Annotated in this window: 19 protein-coding genes; 12 read left to right on the top strand and 7 right to left on the bottom strand. The window is 33.0% G+C overall.

Annotated elements, in window-relative coordinates; all coding sequences use genetic code 11:
- Nucleotide 1 precedes the first annotated feature (1 nt).
- The 5 genes from ACFX5F_RS03890 (at nt 2) to ACFX5F_RS03870 (ending at nt 4395) form a co-directional block, all read left to right on the top strand.
- Nucleotides 2–568: an L-threonylcarbamoyladenylate synthase gene (locus ACFX5F_RS03890; protein WP_379850084.1), complete on the top strand. Its 567-nt coding sequence runs from the start codon at nt 2–4 to the stop codon at nt 566–568.
- Nucleotides 569–635: 67 nt separating this feature from the next.
- Nucleotides 636–2069: a CCA tRNA nucleotidyltransferase gene (locus ACFX5F_RS03885; protein ID WP_379850082.1), complete on the top strand. Its 1434-nt coding sequence runs from the start codon at nt 636–638 to the stop codon at nt 2067–2069.
- A 51-nt stretch (nt 2070–2120) separates the two neighbouring features.
- On the top strand, nt 2121–3143 hold the full coding sequence (locus ACFX5F_RS03880) for a COX15/CtaA family protein (RefSeq protein WP_379850080.1): 1023 nt from the start codon (nt 2121–2123) through the stop codon (nt 3141–3143).
- A 57-nt stretch (nt 3144–3200) separates the two neighbouring features.
- A complete protein-coding gene (locus ACFX5F_RS03875) occupies nt 3201–3974 on the top strand; it encodes a CDP-alcohol phosphatidyltransferase family protein (RefSeq protein ID WP_379850078.1) in 774 nt (257 codons plus the stop codon).
- Nucleotides 3975–4212: 238 nt separating this feature from the next.
- Complete coding sequence (locus tag ACFX5F_RS03870) at nt 4213–4395, top strand: CsbD family protein (protein WP_073207301.1); 183 nt, start codon at nt 4213–4215, stop codon at nt 4393–4395.
- 108 nt (nt 4396–4503) lie between these two features.
- Here ACFX5F_RS03870 and ACFX5F_RS03865 read toward each other — a convergent pair whose 3' ends face one another.
- From ACFX5F_RS03865 to ACFX5F_RS03835, 7 genes are all read right to left on the bottom strand, one after another.
- Nucleotides 4504–5259, bottom strand: a complete 756-nt coding sequence (locus ACFX5F_RS03865; protein ID WP_073207304.1) for a LytR/AlgR family response regulator transcription factor — start codon at nt 5257–5259, stop codon at nt 4504–4506.
- A gap of 49 nt (nt 5260–5308) precedes the next feature.
- Nucleotides 5309–6799 (bottom strand): ArnT family glycosyltransferase, encoded by a 1491-nt coding sequence (locus ACFX5F_RS03860; RefSeq protein ID WP_379850076.1) that lies wholly within the window; start codon nt 6797–6799, stop codon nt 5309–5311.
- Nucleotides 6800–6882: 83 nt separating this feature from the next.
- The gene (locus ACFX5F_RS03855) at nt 6883–7236 is read right to left on the bottom strand and encodes a 2TM domain-containing protein (RefSeq protein ID WP_379850074.1); all 354 of its coding nucleotides are present in this window, start codon (nt 7234–7236) and stop codon (nt 6883–6885) included.
- A 17-nt stretch (nt 7237–7253) separates the two neighbouring features.
- The gene (locus ACFX5F_RS03850; protein ID WP_379850072.1) at nt 7254–7559 is read right to left on the bottom strand and encodes a 2TM domain-containing protein; all 306 of its coding nucleotides are present in this window, start codon (nt 7557–7559) and stop codon (nt 7254–7256) included.
- Between the two features lie 48 nt (nt 7560–7607).
- On the bottom strand, nt 7608–8963 hold the full coding sequence (locus ACFX5F_RS03845; protein ID WP_379850070.1) for a histidine kinase: 1356 nt from the start codon (nt 8961–8963) through the stop codon (nt 7608–7610).
- A 31-nt stretch (nt 8964–8994) separates the two neighbouring features.
- Nucleotides 8995–9615 carry a hypothetical protein gene (locus ACFX5F_RS03840; RefSeq protein WP_073207318.1) on the bottom strand — a complete coding sequence of 207 codons (621 nt, stop codon included), beginning with the start codon at nt 9613–9615 and terminating at the stop codon, nt 8995–8997.
- A 169-nt stretch (nt 9616–9784) separates the two neighbouring features.
- A complete protein-coding gene (locus ACFX5F_RS03835; RefSeq protein ID WP_379850068.1) occupies nt 9785–11944 on the bottom strand; it encodes a TonB-dependent receptor in 2160 nt (719 codons plus the stop codon).
- A gap of 140 nt (nt 11945–12084) precedes the next feature.
- Here ACFX5F_RS03835 and ACFX5F_RS03830 point away from each other — a divergent pair, with 140 nt between their 5' ends.
- From ACFX5F_RS03830 to ACFX5F_RS03800, 7 genes are all read left to right on the top strand, one after another.
- Nucleotides 12085–12642, top strand: a complete 558-nt coding sequence (locus ACFX5F_RS03830) for a sugar O-acetyltransferase (RefSeq protein WP_379850066.1) — start codon at nt 12085–12087, stop codon at nt 12640–12642.
- Nucleotides 12643–12651: 9 nt separating this feature from the next.
- Nucleotides 12652–12912 (top strand): hypothetical protein, encoded by a 261-nt coding sequence (locus ACFX5F_RS03825; RefSeq protein WP_379850064.1) that lies wholly within the window; start codon nt 12652–12654, stop codon nt 12910–12912.
- Nucleotides 12913–12924: 12 nt separating this feature from the next.
- Nucleotides 12925–13314 (top strand): SMU1112c/YaeR family gloxylase I-like metalloprotein, encoded by a 390-nt coding sequence (gene gloA2, locus ACFX5F_RS03820; RefSeq protein WP_379850062.1) that lies wholly within the window; start codon nt 12925–12927, stop codon nt 13312–13314.
- 183 nt (nt 13315–13497) lie between these two features.
- Nucleotides 13498–14778, top strand: coding sequence for a chloride channel protein (locus ACFX5F_RS03815; protein WP_379850060.1), 1281 nt, complete (start codon nt 13498–13500; stop codon nt 14776–14778).
- A gap of 6 nt (nt 14779–14784) precedes the next feature.
- A complete protein-coding gene (locus ACFX5F_RS03810; protein WP_379850058.1) occupies nt 14785–15396 on the top strand; it encodes an HPP family protein in 612 nt (203 codons plus the stop codon).
- A 158-nt stretch (nt 15397–15554) separates the two neighbouring features.
- Complete coding sequence (locus ACFX5F_RS03805; RefSeq protein ID WP_379850056.1) at nt 15555–16094, top strand: IS1096 element passenger TnpR family protein; 540 nt, start codon at nt 15555–15557, stop codon at nt 16092–16094.
- Between the two features lie 94 nt (nt 16095–16188).
- On the top strand, nt 16189–17247 hold the full coding sequence (locus ACFX5F_RS03800) for a nucleoid-associated protein (protein ID WP_379850054.1): 1059 nt from the start codon (nt 16189–16191) through the stop codon (nt 17245–17247).
- Nucleotides 17248–17375 lie beyond the last annotated feature (128 nt).

Raw genomic sequence — 17375 nt, 5'->3', positions numbered from 1 at the left:
AATGGATATCAACCAAGAAATACATAATGCCTACGAAGTAATAAAGGAAGGCGGAATTATACTCTATCCTACGGACACTGTTTGGGGAATTGGATGTGATGCTACCAATCCGGAAGCAGTTGCCAAAATTTACAAACTCAAACAAAGAGCCGAGACACAAAGCATGATTGTTTTGATGAATGGGGAAAAGATGATGTACAATGTTTTTAAAGATATCCCTGAAGTAGCGTGGCAAATCATGGATCTATCCGAAAATCCGACCACTTTAATTCTAGACAAACCTAGAAACGTGGCTCCCAATTTAATAGCAGTCGACAACACACTAGGAATCAGAATAGTAAAAGATCCGTTCTGTTTCAAATTATTGGAGAAAATGAAAAAGCCATTAGTTTCGACATCGGCAAACATATCAGGCAAACCCACTCCAAAAAGTTTCAAAGAAATCAACCCTGAAATTATAAAAGGCGTGGACTATGTTGTAAATTTGCACCACGAAAAAATTTCCGGAAAACCTTCTACAATTATAAAATTGACGAATGATTCTCAGGTAAAAGTGATTCGGAAATAGTTTGCAGTATTCAGTTTTCAGTTTTCAGTTTAGCAACTTTAGACTACAGACTTTAAACATTTTTAAAATGAGCATCAAAACTTCATACAAAGAAGCCTTAAATAATAAAATTTTTGAAGTCATTTCTCAAGCTTCCCAAGAACTTAACGTCGAAAGTTATGTTATTGGTGGTTTCGTGAGAGATTTGATTTTGAATAGAGATTTCAAAAAAGATATTGATATTGTTGCAGTGGGCAGCGGAATCGAATTAGCTTTAAAAGTTTCCCAATTACTTCCAAAAAAGCCAAAAGTTCAGGTTTTCAAAACCTATGGAACCGCAATGTTGCGTTTTGAAGATACTGAAATTGAGTTTGTAGGCGCCAGAAAAGAATCCTATCATTTTGAAAGTCGCAATCCAGTTGTAGAAAACGGAACCCTTGAAGACGACCAAAATCGTCGTGATTTCACTATAAATGCGTTGGCTTTATCCTTAAACGAAAAGAATTTTGGAGAATTATCCGATCCTTTTAATGGTCTGGAAGATTTAAAAAACAAAATAATCAGAACACCTTTGGATCCAGATATTACTTTTTCTGATGATCCTTTACGAATGTTGAGAGGAATTCGTTTCGCCAATCAATTAGGTTTTGATATCGAAGAAAATTCTTTGAATTCAATCACAAAGAATGCGGAGCGAATTAAAATTATTTCCGGGGAACGTATTGTTGACGAACTTAATAAAATTCTTTCGACAGACAAACCTTCCATAGGATTTTTGTTGCTATTTAAAACTGGTCTTTTAGACATTATTCTTCCAGAATTGACTGCTTTAAATCAAGTGGAAGAAATAGAAGGCCATACCCACAAAAATAATTTTTATCACACATTAGAAGTCGTTGATAATATTTGTCCAAATACGGATGATGTTTGGCTGCGTTGGGCTGCTTTATTGCATGACATCGGAAAAGCGCCAACGAAACGCTTCAATAAAAAACAAGGCTGGACCTTTCATGGACATGAGTTTCTAGGTGGAAAAATGGCAAAGAAAATCTTTGAGCGTCTTCATATGCCTTTGAACCAAAAAATGAAGTTTGTGCAAAAAATGGTGATGATGAGTTCGCGTCCAATAGTTTTGTCGCAAGATACCGTAACGGATTCTGCTGTACGTCGTTTAGTTTTTGACGCTGGTGAAGATGTAGAAAATCTAATGACGTTATGTGAGGCCGATATTACTACAAAAAACACTAATAAATTCAAGAAATACCATAGCAACTTTGAAATTGTTCGAAAGAAAATTGTGGAAGTGGAAGAGCGCGATCATGTTCGTAATTTTCAACCGCCAATAACTGGTGAAGAAATTATGGAAATCTTCAATTTGAAGCCATCAAAGGAAATTGGAATGCTTAAAGAAGCAATCAAAGAAGCCATACTCGAAGGAGAAATTCCGAACGAATACCAAGCAGCGTACGATTTCATGTTGAAAAGAGCCACGAAAATTGGATTAAAGATTAACGCTTGTTGAATTAACAATTTATCAAATTTCAAATATCTTTGTACAAATTAATTACAAACAATGAAAAAAGAGAATAATTACGTTATCATTTGGTTATTATCAGGATGCTTATTATTGTTTATGATGGTTGTAGTAGGAGGAATTACCCGATTGACCAATTCTGGCTTATCAATGACCGACTGGCATTTAGTTACCGATACCTTCCCTCCATTGACAGAGGAAAAATGGTCACAGGCTTTTGAAGAATATAAAAAATTTCCGGAGTATCAAAAAATAAATATCCACAATGATTTTACGCTAAGTGATTATAAATTCATCTATTTCTGGGAGTGGTTTCACCGTTTTATAGGAAGAATTATTGGTTTGGCATTTATTGTTCCTTTTGTTTATTTCTTGTTTAGGAAACGTCTTTCGTCAGCAACTATCAAAAAATGTGTTATTTTACTTTTCATGGGAGCTTTTCAAGGTTTTCTAGGTTGGTTTATGGTAAAAAGTGGTTTAGTAAATGATCCCGATGTAAGCCATTTTAGACTTGCATTGCATTTGACTTTTGCATTTATAACATTTGCGTATACACTTTGGGTCGCATTAGATATCATTTATCCTGAAAAGAAAGAAATTGAAAAATCTTTGCGCACCATTGCCCGCATTGCATTAGCCTTATTATTATTGCAAATTATCTACGGTGGATTCGTAGCTGGCCTCAATGCAGGTTTAATTCACAACCACTGGCCATTAATGAGTGATGGACAATTCATACATGACAGTGTTTTTCTCGAACAAAAAAACCTGTTTTTGAGTTTTACTGAAGGAAAAAGCGGTGTGCAATTTGTACATCGAACATTGGCTTATTTTGTAGTAGGAATGATTGTTCTATTGTATTTTAAAAGTACCCAATTCACTTTGGAAAAATCACAAACAAATGGTATAAAAGCACTTTTATTTCTTGTTTTTCTTCAGTTTGGATTAGGAGTATTAACTTTACTTTACGGTGTTCCTTTATGGTTGGGGTTAACCCATCAAGTTAGTGCATTCTTTTTGCTTACTGCTATGACATATACTTTACACCAACTAACAAAATAATTTTTATCGTATTTTTATACTGACTATATTGTCGCATTTCTTTGCTCATAAACGTAAATGTCTAAACTTGCTGCTCAAGATAAATTTTTGGATTTATCCGATTACGGAAGACCATTCGGAAAATTTTTAGCTAACAAATTAAAAAATACCCGATTTACTCCCATTCACGTTACGCTGCTTTTTGGGCTTACAGGTCTTGTTGCGATTTACTGCATTTTACAAAATCAGTACCTATTTGCCGGTTTTTTTATCGTTTTGAAATCAGGAATTGATGCCGCCGATGGAGAATTGGCTAGGATAAAAAACACACCTTCTTATACCGGAAGATACCTCGACAGTGTCTTTGACATCATCTTAAATTTTCTGCTTTTAATGACGATTTGTTATGTTTCAAAAGGGAATATTTGGATGACAATTTTGGCATTTATTTGCATTCAATTACAAGGAACTTTGTACAATTACTATTATGTAATTTTACGCAATAAATCAGTTGGAGGAGACACCACCAGCAAGATATTTGAATACAAATCACCCCGAGCTTTACCAGGAGAAAACCAAAAAGCCGTTGATGTTTTATTTCAAATTTACACAATCGTTTATGGCACTTTTGATAAAATAATTCACACTCTTGACAAAGAGGCTTACAAGGTAAAAACATTTCCACATTGGTTCATGACCGCGCTATCCATTTACGGATTAGGCTTTCAATTACTTATAATTGCCATTATGCTGCCAATGAATTTAATCGAATATATCGTTCCGTTTTTCATCGTTTACACTTTATTCATTTTTGTGCTAATTGGCATAAGAAAGACTTTTTTTAAAGCGTAAAACCATTATAGTAATAATCTATAGTAACTATTTATTCAATTTATTATCAGATTATTAAATGCAATTACTTCGCACTTACATTTAATCTGAATCAATACACTACTATATAAAAAACACGAAATCAATTTTAGTAGTTCTGTTGAAATTAAACAAGTTTTTCAATTAATTATGTAACAATCCAACCCCTATTTCTCACCAAATTTGTAATAGAATAAATTTTAATTTAAAACTATACGTTATGCCAAATTCAACAGAGATTAAAGGAAATTACAATGAATTGAAAGGTAAACTTAAACAAAAGTTTGCTGAACTAACAGATGACGATGTGTTATTTGAAGAAGGTAAAGAAGATGAAACTTGGGGAAAATTGCAACAAAAATTAGGAAAGACAGAGAAAGAAATTAAATCGTTATTTGAATAATTTCAGATTTCTAAAATTCATTAAAACTGTTTCAAAAGCTACGTTGAATATTTTCCATTTTTTGGATTTTATTTGTGCTTTTGAAACAGTTTATTTTTTATCCTTTTATTACCCAATCCAAGTTTTAAAATCGGAGACTTTCTCTCTGCTTACGATTACCTCATCATCCTTAAAAGAAGGCAGAATTAGCTTCAATCGAGAGTTACTATAAAGGACTATTTCTTTGATCGCTTTCAGCGGAATTATAAATTTCCTGCTCACTCGGAAAAAGTCTTTCGGATCTAAGTCTTGCTCCAAAACTTCCAATGTATTTTCGATTAAATAATTCCTATTATCGAAAGTATGAATGTACGTTCCTTTATTTTCGCTATAAAAACATTCCACCTCATCAATAGAAATAACTTTTAAATGTTGCCCGATTTTCACCGTAAACCGTTTTTTATAATTTTTTTCAAATGGGTTCGTCAACATTCTTTTGATTTGCTCAAAATCCAATTGTAGAGTTTCTTGTTTTGGTAACCGGGCTTTAAACTTAGAAACCGCTACTTCCAAATCATCCTCATCAATGGGTTTCAAAAGATAATCAATGCTGTTTAATTTGAATGCTCGCAACGCATATTCATCATAAGCCGTTGTGAAAATTATAGCACTTTTGATAGCTACTTTTTCAAAGATTTCAAACGACAATCCATCCGATAATTGAATGTCCAAAAAGATCAAATCCGGATGTTCATTTTTAGAAAACCAATCAATAGATTCTTCCACGGAATGCAGCATCACTCCTACTTGAATATTTAACTTTTCGAGTTTTCTTTGAAGCAATCTGGCTGCTGGTTTTTCGTCTTCAATTATTATTGTGGTCATCATTTATATTTAAGTTTTCAAAAAAGGATACTGTCTATTTTGCTATTTACTAATCAAACACATGCATCTCCAATGATTTCCATTTTTGTTGAAGATTTATTTTTGGATTTCGGCAAAGATACACTGGAATATTATTTTCTTCTTCGATTGCATATTTGTGTTTTATAATCTTCACTAATTTATAATCTGCAAAAACCCTTTCGACGACTTCTTTTTCATTACCAATACTTATACAAACTTGTCCAATTGTTTTCCCAGTTCCCCAAAGCCAAAAGCTACCATTACTACAAATTGGATTTGGTAATCCATACTTTTTTCCAATGATTTCTATTGCTCCGGCTTCACCATAATTTTCTGCCCAAATAACGCAATTTCTTTTGTCTTTTACGGGCAACGATTGGTATAAACTATCGACTAATTTCACTTGTTCCTCCCAACCAAACATATCCGCATAATCATCTGTGAGCTGAATGCGCCCATTTTTTTGAATTTCTAAATCAGAGTAACTAACATAGGATTCTATCGGCAAAATAGCAATTGCCTGAGGCAAAAAAGGAAGTATTGGAAGAAATACCACAGAGGCGACTACATAATTCCATTTTGGTTTATTTTGTAGTAATTTTTCAATTTTCACCGCTCCAGCGGCAAATAACACAGGATAAATAGCGAAGAAATAATAGGCCTTAGACTGCATGATCCACATGCTGAAAAATATCACCAAAGCTGCTATTCCAAACGTTTTATACTTTTTTAAATCTTTGTCAAAAAAGTAAGCAAAAAGTCCCATTAGGCTTATTGTTAACGTGAAAGGATGTTTTAATTGCTCTATTGCAAAATCAAAAGGACCACTCTCATCCAACTGACTTTCTTTTAACTTTTGCAAATGCAGTAACAGTGGAAATTGATGGTTTATTTGCCAAATCAAATTTGGTAAAACAATTAAAAAAGTGATTAATCCTGAAAGATAAAACCATTTATTCTTGAATAATTTACCTTTTTCATAAAACAACAAACCCACTACGACTCCTAATCCCCAAACTAATATGGTATACTTATTCATTAAACCAAAACCAGCAGAAACTCCAAGTAAAACAAGGAATTTTGCATTTCTAGTATTAAAATATTTAATCAAAAAATAAAACCCAAGTGTCCAAAAAAACTGATCGAAAGCTACAGGCTGGAACAACATATGATTGCGATAAAAAGGAACAAAAGCTAAAACAGAAACTCCAGCTAACAAAATTGCTTTTATCTTCCCACCCAATTCTTTGGCAATCAAACAACAAATTACAAGAATACCAACTCCCGCTAACGTGGAAAAAAACCGTACGCCTGATACCGAATATCCAAAACTAAAATGGGCAATTTTACCAATAAAAGCTATAAAAGGCGGAAATTCAAAATACCCCCAATCTAAGTGCTCGCTTACAGATAAATGCAATAATTCATCCCGATGAAATCCATAATTTCGGTTTCCTATTAAGTGAATAGAAAGTTTTATAAACGCTAAAATAGTTATAACCGGTAGATATTTTTTCAAAGTGGAGTTCTTGTTTAGTGTTTAAAATTTTAAAGAGTAACAACTGAAAACTGCTCCCGAAGCTTCGGGATGAAAACTTATTATTATTCCCATTTTTCACTTTTTTCTTTTTCCATTAATTCTTGAATTTTTTTCTCTTCCCAGTTTGCACCAAAAAATATATTTCTTCCAAAAACAGATAATCCATGAGCTGTCAATCCAATCCCCCAAAACAATGCCGTTGAGAAATTCTCCCAACTCCAAAAAAGATGATTGCTGGGTATACTTTCATTGCTATTTGCAATAATAATAAATGAATTTACAACTACATATACCAATAAATGAATATAGAACCCTTTGATTCTTTTTACTCTTTTATAAGCTAAGTTATAGCGTTCATCAGGATTACCAGCATCTATATTATAATCATTACCCATTTTATTTCTATATGTTGCCATTGCTATACTATTTAAAATTATTCCCAAGTTTCCTTGTTTCCCTTTTCCTTATCCATAAACTCCCTTATCTTTTTTTCTTCCCAGTCCTTTGTGACAAAAGGCATGTACTTAAAAACTCTGAGACCGTGGAAAACAACTCCGATTCCCCACCATAACAATGGCCAATAAAACCATAAATGATCTGGTGATGTCATTAAATTTACAATAACTAATCCTATATTTACTACAATGTAGGAAATCAAGTTACCATAAAACCCTTTTATTTCCTCAACCTGCTTTTTTGCACTGTAGTAACGCTCGTCGTTTTGATTGATATGTTCCATACTTTTTTTGTATAATTTATTTTCAAGATTAAAATTTAAAACGCAAAACTATTTCCAAGATTTTTCACTGTCATGTCTTTGCAAAATCTCCTTAATTTTTCTTTCCTCCCATTTTGAACTGTATCCAAAAACCTTCAATGCATGCATAATTAATCCAAATCCCCAGCCTCCAGCCGAAAACCAAAACCATTGAAATTGTGGCGAATAAGTGAGATTAATAAAAATCAAAATTGGAATTACACAACAATAAGATATTAGATTCCCATAAAAACCTTTCAACTCTTCTACTCGCTTCTTTGCTCTGTAATAAGCTGAATTTTCGTTATAATTGGCGGTTGTTTCCATAACAGTAATTTGTTTGGTTAAAATTGGTATTTTGACCGTAAATGTTTTCTCGTTTTGTTCAATCAATACTTTTCTGTTAGTAATAATTCCATAGCGATTGATTATGTTTTGCAATCCTACACCTTGACGATCCTGCAACACCTCTTTCTTTTGATAGTCGTTTTGAACAGCAAGATAATCTCCATCAATTGTTATGCGAATGTGCAGCGGTCTTTGCTCACTAACTACATTGTGTTTTACGGTATTCTCCAATAAAAGCTGTAAGGAAAGAGGAACTACTTTGGCTTCAGCATTTAAATTAGAAGTAGGCAATTCATAGAACAAACTGTTTTCGAAGCGCATTTTGAGCAGGTTCATATAGGTTTTGGCGAAAGCCAATTCTTCTTCTACGGAAACTAACTCTTTATCTTTTTGCTCCAATACATACCGATAAATTTTTGATAACGAAGTCGTAAATCGCTGCGCATTGTCCGGATTTTCTTCAATCAAAGAACTTAAAACATTCAAACTATTAAAAAGGAAATGGGGATCGATTTGATTCTTTAAACTTTCGAACTTTGCCGAGGCTGTTCCTGCGATGATTTTTTGTTCTTTGACTTCTTTTTTTGATGCTTGTTTCCAATTGGCCATAAAACTTCGTGCATGCATGAAAGTCGAAACCCCCAATGAAAGTATGATGTAAAATAAGTGAACCCAAATCATTCTGTCATTAAAAAACTCACTTGGATTCATTTTTTGAAAAACCACGAAAGTCAGATAATCAATACCCAAAACAACAGGAACTGTATACAAAACCGTAGCTATTATTCCGAAATACACTCTCAAATTAGTGTGTTCCAGCCAATCCCATTTTTTGTCCAGAAGCGTATTGATTGCTCCATTACCAAAACCAATTCCAAAAGAATACAACGAACTTACCCAAAAAGTGGTCAGAACCGTTTTTAGGTAAAAACTACCTTGTATTAAAGAAAAAACAAATGTAAAAATCAAAGCAATTTTCAGAGTAACAATTGTTCCCTTTTTAAATTCTGTGTAGGTATGTATCCTTTGATTTTCCATTTTTTAGTTTTTGAATTTTATTCTGTAAATTTTATTTACAGTTTTTCAATGCTTCAGTCGCTCTATCTAGTCCCCATTTTGGAGAGAAAGGCGTTTCTGGTTTAAAAGTAGCAAAAAGTCCGATTGATTTTTCAATTTCTGCACATAAAGGTTTCGTATCAATACCAGTCCATTTTGCACCTCCAATTTGAAATTCAGCTTTACCAAAAACTACTCTCGGATTTTGTGGAGCAATGGCTTCTGCTTTAGCATACATTTCCATTGTTTTTCCAGATAATTTCATTCCGTTTGTCATAGGATCAAAAACAATCCAGGCGGTATTAATCATGGCTTGCATTACATATAATTCAGCATTGTTTTGATCTTTTATCATTTCAATGTCTAATGCATTTTGCGCTTTTGTAAGCAACAAATTCATTTTATCTTTGTCCTGTGTTCCAAAAGCTGTAGTTGTATTTACCAATGCCACATAATAGTTTGGCAACCAACTTGCTTTTTCTGCTCCTGCAATTCTTTCGAATAAATCCGAAGCTTCCGTGTTCTTTCCTTCTTTCCATAGTCCGAATGCTTTTCCCATTCCTTGCTCGAATTGTCCTTGAGCAGATAATAAACTACATACAAATAATGCGATTGCGGTGATAACTTTTGTCATGATATTTAATTTTTAGTTGTTGATTAATTGTTCACCAAATTTACAGTGATCATACCTTTTTTAAAATTTATACTTACTGAATTGTTGATTTTGATGGATGAGTTGTTCTTTTAGTCGAAAGTCATACAGTTGAAGAAATTCACCTAGGGTTTAGACCTAATGACCATTTTTAAAGATTCTTCAACTGATTTTCCTTTTTGTCATTGCTAATCGTCCAGAAGAACCCTACAAAGAAAAACCGATCTGCTGTGGGGGTAATTGCGGCCCTATTGTAAACTCCTGTGGCATCTGGATTTTTAGCATAATCGTACCCGAATACATTTTGACTCCCTAAAATATTAGAAACCGAGAAATACAAAATCTTTTGTGTCGTCAATAAATAAGCCCAGTTGAAACTTAAACTATTATATGATTTTGTTTTTCCGTTCATGAATTTAGTTTCATTTGGATTGTTGTAAGGACGCCCTGAACTGTATGAATTGGTAAATCCTATTTGTGATTTCCAATCGTTAATCCAATATTTTGTAACAATGGACAAACTATGATCGGCAACAAAATTAGGAGTAACCTGAGCACTAAAGTTTTTGTAATCCCTCTCTGTATCGATATAGGAATACGAAACCCAATATTCTAGGTTTTTAATTGATTTCCCGTCTCTCCAAAACAAATCCAAACCTTTCGCATAACCAGAACCATTATTAGTAAATACTGAATTGTATTGTATTGATGGTGTGTCGTATTTTACTAGATTATTGTAGTCTTTGTAATAGGCTTCTGCCCTGAAAGTTTTCCCGTTTTTATTGTATTGATAATTCAAAATATAATGTGCTGCTTTCTCACTTTCAAATTGATGAAACTTCGAATATTTAATAAGTTCTGCAGTGGGTGTTTGTGAAAAATCTCCGTAAGCCATTGAAAGCTGACTGTTTTTAGCCATTTTGTATGCAAATGAAACTCTGGGAGCAATAGCAGTTTCATTTAGTAAATCATTGTATGATGCTCTCAAACCCGCTTTTGCAGCAAACTTTTTAGAGAAGAAAATATCAGCTTCGGTGTAAACAGCTCCGATATTTGAATTATATCCAATTGTGTTTGTTGTACCTGAATTTTCTTTGAAATCCTCATTGAATTTGGTAACAAAATAATCGGCTCCAAACGATAATTTCATTCTGTCTGAAAAACTTTTCTTTAATTTTAGTTTTAAATGAGCCGAGTTCTCCTCATTGTCAACATTATTCAAATCAATCCCAATTTTATTTTTTGCATAACCATAACTTAATCCTGAAGTAATCTGCCAGTTGTTACCAAAACCACCTTTATAAGAGGAATTAAAATAGAAATTATTGTTGTTGAGATTGACTCTTATCTTTTGAGGTGAATTAATATTTTCCTGATTAATATCAAATTTTGAAGAATCGAAAGCAGCGTATAATTTCAATATTCCATTATTGAAGTTATAGCGATATACGGTTTCCCCAGACAAAGATTGGTAAGGACTGTTCCAATCTACATTTTGATGAATTAACGCCTGATATGGTGATAAATTGATATAAGCGGTATTCACACTCAGGGAGCTTTTTTTCCATTTCTGAGTATTTCCTATACCCAAACCAACAGTCATTAATGAAATTTCCGTTTTGTTTTGGTCGGGTTCATCTTGCGTATTCAATAACAAAACACTGGATAAAGCTTCCCCATATTCAGCAGAATAACCACCCGTAGAAAATGATATTCCACTAAAAAGGAACGGAGAAAATCGGCCTCTTGTTGGCAAATTTTGAGCAGAAGCGCCATAAGGTTGTGCAACACGAATACCATCTACAAAAGTTTGAGTTTCATTAGCTTCTCCCCCACGCACAAATAATCGACCATCTTCACCCACATTTTGAGTCCCAGGCAGTGTTTGCAAAGCCGCAATAATATTTCCTGCCGATCCCGCCGTAGTTACAATATCTAGCGGTTTCAAGACCGAAACTCTGGCTTTGTCACCTGCCTCTAGATTTCCCGCGGTAATAATTACTGCATCCAACGCATTGATATTGTCTCTTAATTTTATGGTTTTATTTTTAAAATTTGAAACATCAATTACCGTTTTTGAAGTTTCATACACTAAGAAACTCACCACCAAAGTTTGATTACCAGTTGTAGTTGTTGTGAAAATAAAATCACCCGTTTCAGAACTTGAAGTACCGTCATAAGTACCTTCGATAAAAATATTGGCTCCTGATATAGGATTCCCTTTTTCATCGACCACTTTCCCGGAAAGAGTTGTTTGTGAAAATAACGTTACAGAGAATAGTAAAATGGTAAGAGTATAAATAAACTTCATAATATTTGATTTTTTGATGAAACAAATATATTTCAGGGATTAAATTTAAAAAACAATTATTAACTGAACTGTTGAATTTATAGGATGAGTTGTAATGATCCTTATTTTCTTTTATATTTACGCTAACTAGATTCTATTTTATGAAAACAGAAAAAGAAAAAATGATTGATGGAGAATATTATTTGGCTGGAGATCCTGTTTTAGTAAAAGACAGACGAAAATCAAAAAATCTTCTTCACAGATTAAATGTTACTGAGTATAGAGTAACTAAAAAAGCACGAGAAATACTAAAAGAGCTAATACCTAATGCAGGAGCCAATCTGTATATTGAACCTCCCTTTTTTTGTGATTATGGCTACAATATCAGTTGTGGGGAAAATGTCTATTTCAATGTGAATTGTGTTGTTTTAGATTGTGCCAAAGTGACTATTGGTTCTAATGTGCTATTTGCCCCAGGAGTTCAACTATATACCGCATCACATCCACTTGATGCTGAACTGAGAAAGACCCATGAAAATGCTTTACCTATAACGATTGGAAACGATTGTTGGATTGGCGGAAATTCTGTTATTTGTCCTGGTGTTACAATAGGAAACGGTTGTGTGATAGGCGCCGGTTCTGTTGTTACAAAAGATATTCCTGACAATTCACTTGCAGTAGGAAATCCGGCAAAAGTAATTCGGAAACTTAATGAGTAAACTCTAATTATGCCACACGTTCTAGCAAAACTCAAAAATGTTCCTCTGGAAACCATCAAAGCTATTTTAGAAAAAGACAAAGCGTTTCATGCATCCCAAGGAATGTATTTAGAATACCTTTGGCAAAATGCCGATGATGAAAACGAAGTGCAATTCCTTTTTAGAATTGATAACATCGACAAAACAAAAACAGTAATCTATAAACTTCATTCAGAAGCTTTGTCGCAAAATCCTAAAGCCAATCTCCCTGAAATGATTTATTTAAAATAAACGCAAATAACTATGATTTCTATCAACAAAGTACACCATATCGCTATTATTTGCTCCGATTATCAAAAATCAAAAACGTTCTATACCGACGTTTTGGGCTTAACGATTATTAGGGAAATTTACCGTGAGGAAAGAGAATCCTACAAACTTGATTTGGCTTTAAATGGTATTTACATTATTGAACTTTTCTCCTTTGTAAATCCACCGCAGCGTATGTCAGGACCTGAAGCGACTGGATTACGCCATTTAGCATTTGAAGTAAATGACATAGATCAAACAATTGATTTTTTATCTTCAAAAAATATTGAATCAGAAAATATACGCTTAGATCCTACCGCAAACAAACGTTTTACCTTTATTGCCGACCCGGACAACCTCCCGATTGAGTTTTATGAAAAATAAGAGCTTTTGTATATCATTAAAAAGCACAATTCATAAAGAAATCATAAAAAATGATGATTATAGGCTGTTTTTAATTTAATTCCAGGATTGTTTCATTAAATTTGCAATACCCTCAAAAACTCCTTTTTTAAATACCATAGTTGTTATTTTATTTGAAAATAAGTTTTACAAAACATCTTTATAATGACCAATACTGCCCGAATTAAAAAAAAACACCAATTAATCAAATTTCAAAAATTAGTAATTGTTTCCCTTCTAATTGGTTTTCTCTCGGCATTTTTAGGGATTTCACTAAAAAAAATCACCGAATATTACGAGGAGATATTTTTTCATCAAGCATCAACGAACCCATTATTCTTTGTTTTATTTCCAATTGTCGGACTATCTATTATTTATTTTCTTCGAGAATATATTTTTAGAAAAAAAGAAAACAAAGGAATTAAGGAAATTTTTGAAAGCACAAATTCCAAATCTAAGAATCTTCCTAATTATAAAATTCCATCCCATTTCATCAACGGATTATTGACTGTAGTTTTTGGAGGATCCACGGGAATTGAAGTTTCTACTGTTGTTGCTTCAGCAACTATAGGTTCCGTTGCCCAAAGAAAACAAAACGTATTTAGACAATACAAAACTGAATTGATATGCGCTGGAGTTGCTGCCGGAGTTACTGCTTTATTCAGTAGTCCTATTGCCGGAATTCTTTTTGCGATTGAAGTCATTTCCAGAAAAGTAACCAGAGCGTTTTTAATCAGTAATTTGATTGCGGTTGCCATAGCTTTTGGCCTTGTTTTTTTATTGGACGAAAAACCTTTGTTTACCGTAACTATTACAACTTGGCATTTAAGAGCGATTCCATATTTTATACTTTTAGGAATTTTAGCCGGTATCAATTCCGTTTATCTCACCCGTTGTGTTTTATTGTTTAAATCTCAATTTTCTAAAATAAAAATTCATTATTATAAAATTCTGATAGGTTCGTTAATCCTCAGTATTTCCTTATTCTTCTTTCCACAACTTTATGGAGAAGGATATCATGCCATCAAAGGAATATTTGCTTATTCGAATGAGGTCACACTATCATCTTCACTGGTACTGACATTTATTGGAATCATCCTTTTAAAACCAATAGTAACTTCGGCAACGCTTGCTTCGGGTGGTGATGGAGGTGTTTTTGCGCCAAGCCTTTTCATTGGTGCCTTTTTAGGATTACTGGTTGCTTTGCTTTTAAACACCTATTTAAATGCTAATGTAATCCCGGTAAACTTTATGGTTATTGGAATGGCAGCGGTTTTAAGCGCCAGTATTCACGCCCCTTTTACCGCGATTTTCTTAGTATGTGGATTAACTAATGATTATACTTTATTTCTTCCCATTTTGGTTGTTTGTCTGATTTCAAAATACACAGCAAAAATGATATATCCGTTTACCGTATACTCCTACTCTGCCAGTTTATCAAAATAATAGTTTATGCCAATTGAAAAAATAAAACGGAATTATCGCAAAACTAAATACATCCTTTACAAAGAAACTTTAGTTGATTTCAAAGAACATTTTTGGGCTTTTTTAGGATCATTTATCGGTATAGGTCTAATGGCTTACGTGCAATCCAAAACATTACTTCATTCAGATGTTGTTTTTTTGATTGGCTCTTTTGGTGCATCCAGTGTTTTGGTTTATGGCGCAATCCAAAGTCCATTAGCACAACCCAGGAATCTTATTGGCGGTCATCTTGTATCAGCTATTGTAGGAGTGACAGTAGCTAAATTTGCACCCGATATTTTATGGATAAGCGCTCCTCTAGCCGTATCGTTTTCAATTGTTTTGATGCAAGCAACTAAAACACTGCATCCTCCTGGAGGCGCAACTGCATTGATTGCAATAATTGGCTCCCCTAAAATTACAAATCTTGGCTATTGGTATGTACTGTATCCTGTTCTAAGTGGAGTACTTATTCTACTGATTGTAGCTTTAATTTTCAATAACATGACCGTGAACAGAAGCTATCCAAATCATAAAAAGTATCACATTATTAGAAAACGAATTACTAATAAATTCAAAAACACCTTACCTAATTTATAAAAAGCATTACTATTTTAGAAATTATTACGATCAACGGCTTACACACCTATAGAATCATACGCAAAAATATTATCAACAAATCTGAAATCTGTCCCGAAACTTCGGGATAAAATCTAAAATTAAATTTTACCTTTGACCTTTCAACAAAAACAAAGATTATGGTTTATAAATTTAGAGTAATTCTAGACGCAGAAGATGATGTTTTTAGAGACATTGCAATACTTGAAGACGATACTTTAGAAGATTTACACAATGCTATCTTTAATTCCTTTGGTTTTGACGGAATGGAAGTCGCTTCGTTCTATACTTGTGATGAAACATGGAATCAGGAAGATGAAATTTCGCTTTTTGATACGGGAGATATCCCTGGTGAACAAAAAGTAATGAGTGATTATCCATTGTCTGATATATTGGATAAGGAAAACACAAAAATCATCTACGTTTACGATTTTATCAATATGTGGACTTTCCTAGTAGAACTTGCAGCTGTCGAAGATCAAGTAATTGGAAATTTATATCCCGAAACAATTTTTTCTCATGGTGAAATGCCTGATGAAGCGATGGAGAAAAATTTTGAAGCTGATAACGCAGATGACTATAATGATGAATTTGAAGATGGACTGGACGAAGATGATTTAGACATGTTTGAAGGAGATGATAGTTTTGAAGACTACGGGTTTGAGGAAAATTGGAATTAAACTACTAAGCGATTAAGCATCCAGAGCCAAGATGAAAGACTTAAAAATTGTCATTTATCTTGGCTCTCTTATCTAAAATAAAAAAATAAAAAATATGATCAATCTGTATAATACGCATATCGAAAACTTATCGATTCACAGAGTTGGAAATAAAAGTAGAAACGAAGTCATTTTTTTATCAGAGCAGCCATTTAATTTAAATGATGAAATTGTTCCCTTGATGAAGGAATTTTTCTTTAAACCTTTTAGAGAAAAAGAAGAAAACTATTTTCAGTTTGCCCATGAAATCGATTTGGATTATAATGATATGTTCAAATTTGCATCGGAGATTTTTGAGAATCCATCTACTATTCACGAAACTTCAAAAAAAATAACGCAGCATTTATTTGAGCAATCCAATCACCCGCACATCAAGAATGGAGAAGTCTATGTTACGTATTTAACAAACGTAAGTATTGACAATAATGTAGTGGATGCAATAGGAATCTTTAAAAGTGAGATACAAGCTGATTTTTTACAATTTGAAGAAAAAGCCACACACTTAGAAATGATTTTACAACAAGGTGTAAGTTTAAACAAGTTAGATAAAGGTTGCATCATTTTTAATTATAAAAAAGAGGAAGGCTACAAAATACTAACTGTTGACAGCAACCGTTACGATGCAAGATATTGGCTGGAACATTTCCTCTCTGTAGATGCTTTTGAGGACGAAAATTTCATTACCAAAAAATATTTGAAATTCTGCCAGAACTTTGCCAAAGACGTTGTTTTCCCAGCCGAAGACAAGAAAGAAGAAGTGATGTTTATGAACCGTTCCGTGAATTATTTTGCAAAAAATGATCAGTTTGAAGAAACTAATTTCTTAAATGAAGTTTTAGACAATCCAGATTTGATCCCAGAATTCAAAAACTATAAAATAGACAAAGGAGAAAAATACAGCATTGAAGATGTAACTTCTTTTCCTATTGCTAATGCTGCAGTTTCTGACGCAAGAAAATCAATCAAAAATGTAATCAATTTAGATACGCATATTCAAATAAAAATGGATTTTATCAATCCTGAAAGTGCTGAAAAATATGTAGAAAAAGGTTGGGATGAAGAAAAGCAAATGTACTATTACTTAGTATATTTCAACAAAGAAGAGAAGAGCTAGAATATACTATTGTTCAAGAAATAAATATGCAATCCTCAATTACGAAATTAGTTGAGGATTTATTTTGATTTCAAATTATAAAAAAAAATTTTTGTAAGATTTATTTTGTTTTATTTTAAATATAATGC

Source organism: Flavobacterium zhoui, from assembly GCF_042787235.1.
Classification (GTDB): Bacteria; Bacteroidota; Bacteroidia; order Flavobacteriales; family Flavobacteriaceae; genus Flavobacterium; species Flavobacterium zhoui.
This window is presented reverse-complemented; position numbering and strand designations above follow the sequence as displayed.

Bases quoted from the DNA above. Each gene is read 5' to 3' on its own strand.
- ACFX5F_RS03890 (WP_379850084.1), top strand. From the start codon at position 2: ATGGATATCAACCAAGAAATACATAATGCCTACGAAGTAATAAAGGAA.
- ACFX5F_RS03885 (WP_379850082.1), top strand. From the start codon at position 636: ATGAGCATCAAAACTTCATACAAAGAAGCCTTAAATAATAAAATTTTT.
- ACFX5F_RS03880 (WP_379850080.1), top strand. From the start codon at position 2,121: ATGAAAAAAGAGAATAATTACGTTATCATTTGGTTATTATCAGGATGC.
- ACFX5F_RS03875 (WP_379850078.1), top strand. From the start codon at position 3,201: ATGTCTAAACTTGCTGCTCAAGATAAATTTTTGGATTTATCCGATTAC.
- ACFX5F_RS03870 (WP_073207301.1), top strand. From the start codon at position 4,213: ATGCCAAATTCAACAGAGATTAAAGGAAATTACAATGAATTGAAAGGT.
- ACFX5F_RS03865 (WP_073207304.1), bottom strand. From the start codon at position 5,259: ATGACCACAATAATAATTGAAGACGAAAAACCAGCAGCCAGATTGCTT.
- ACFX5F_RS03855 (WP_379850074.1), bottom strand. From the start codon at position 7,236: ATGGCAACATATAGAAATAAAATGGGTAATGATTATAATATAGATGCT.
- ACFX5F_RS03850 (WP_379850072.1), bottom strand. From the start codon at position 7,559: ATGGAACATATCAATCAAAACGACGAGCGTTACTACAGTGCAAAAAAG.
- ACFX5F_RS03845 (WP_379850070.1), bottom strand. From the start codon at position 8,963: ATGGAAAATCAAAGGATACATACCTACACAGAATTTAAAAAGGGAACA.
- ACFX5F_RS03840 (WP_073207318.1), bottom strand. From the start codon at position 9,615: ATGACAAAAGTTATCACCGCAATCGCATTATTTGTATGTAGTTTATTA.
- ACFX5F_RS03835 (WP_379850068.1), bottom strand. From the start codon at position 11,944: ATGAAGTTTATTTATACTCTTACCATTTTACTATTCTCTGTAACGTTA.
- ACFX5F_RS03830 (WP_379850066.1), top strand. From the start codon at position 12,085: ATGAAAACAGAAAAAGAAAAAATGATTGATGGAGAATATTATTTGGCT.
- ACFX5F_RS03825 (WP_379850064.1), top strand. From the start codon at position 12,652: ATGCCACACGTTCTAGCAAAACTCAAAAATGTTCCTCTGGAAACCATC.
- gloA2 (WP_379850062.1), top strand. From the start codon at position 12,925: ATGATTTCTATCAACAAAGTACACCATATCGCTATTATTTGCTCCGAT.
- ACFX5F_RS03815 (WP_379850060.1), top strand. From the start codon at position 13,498: ATGACCAATACTGCCCGAATTAAAAAAAAACACCAATTAATCAAATTT.
- ACFX5F_RS03810 (WP_379850058.1), top strand. From the start codon at position 14,785: ATGCCAATTGAAAAAATAAAACGGAATTATCGCAAAACTAAATACATC.
- ACFX5F_RS03805 (WP_379850056.1), top strand. From the start codon at position 15,555: ATGGTTTATAAATTTAGAGTAATTCTAGACGCAGAAGATGATGTTTTT.
- ACFX5F_RS03800 (WP_379850054.1), top strand. From the start codon at position 16,189: ATGATCAATCTGTATAATACGCATATCGAAAACTTATCGATTCACAGA.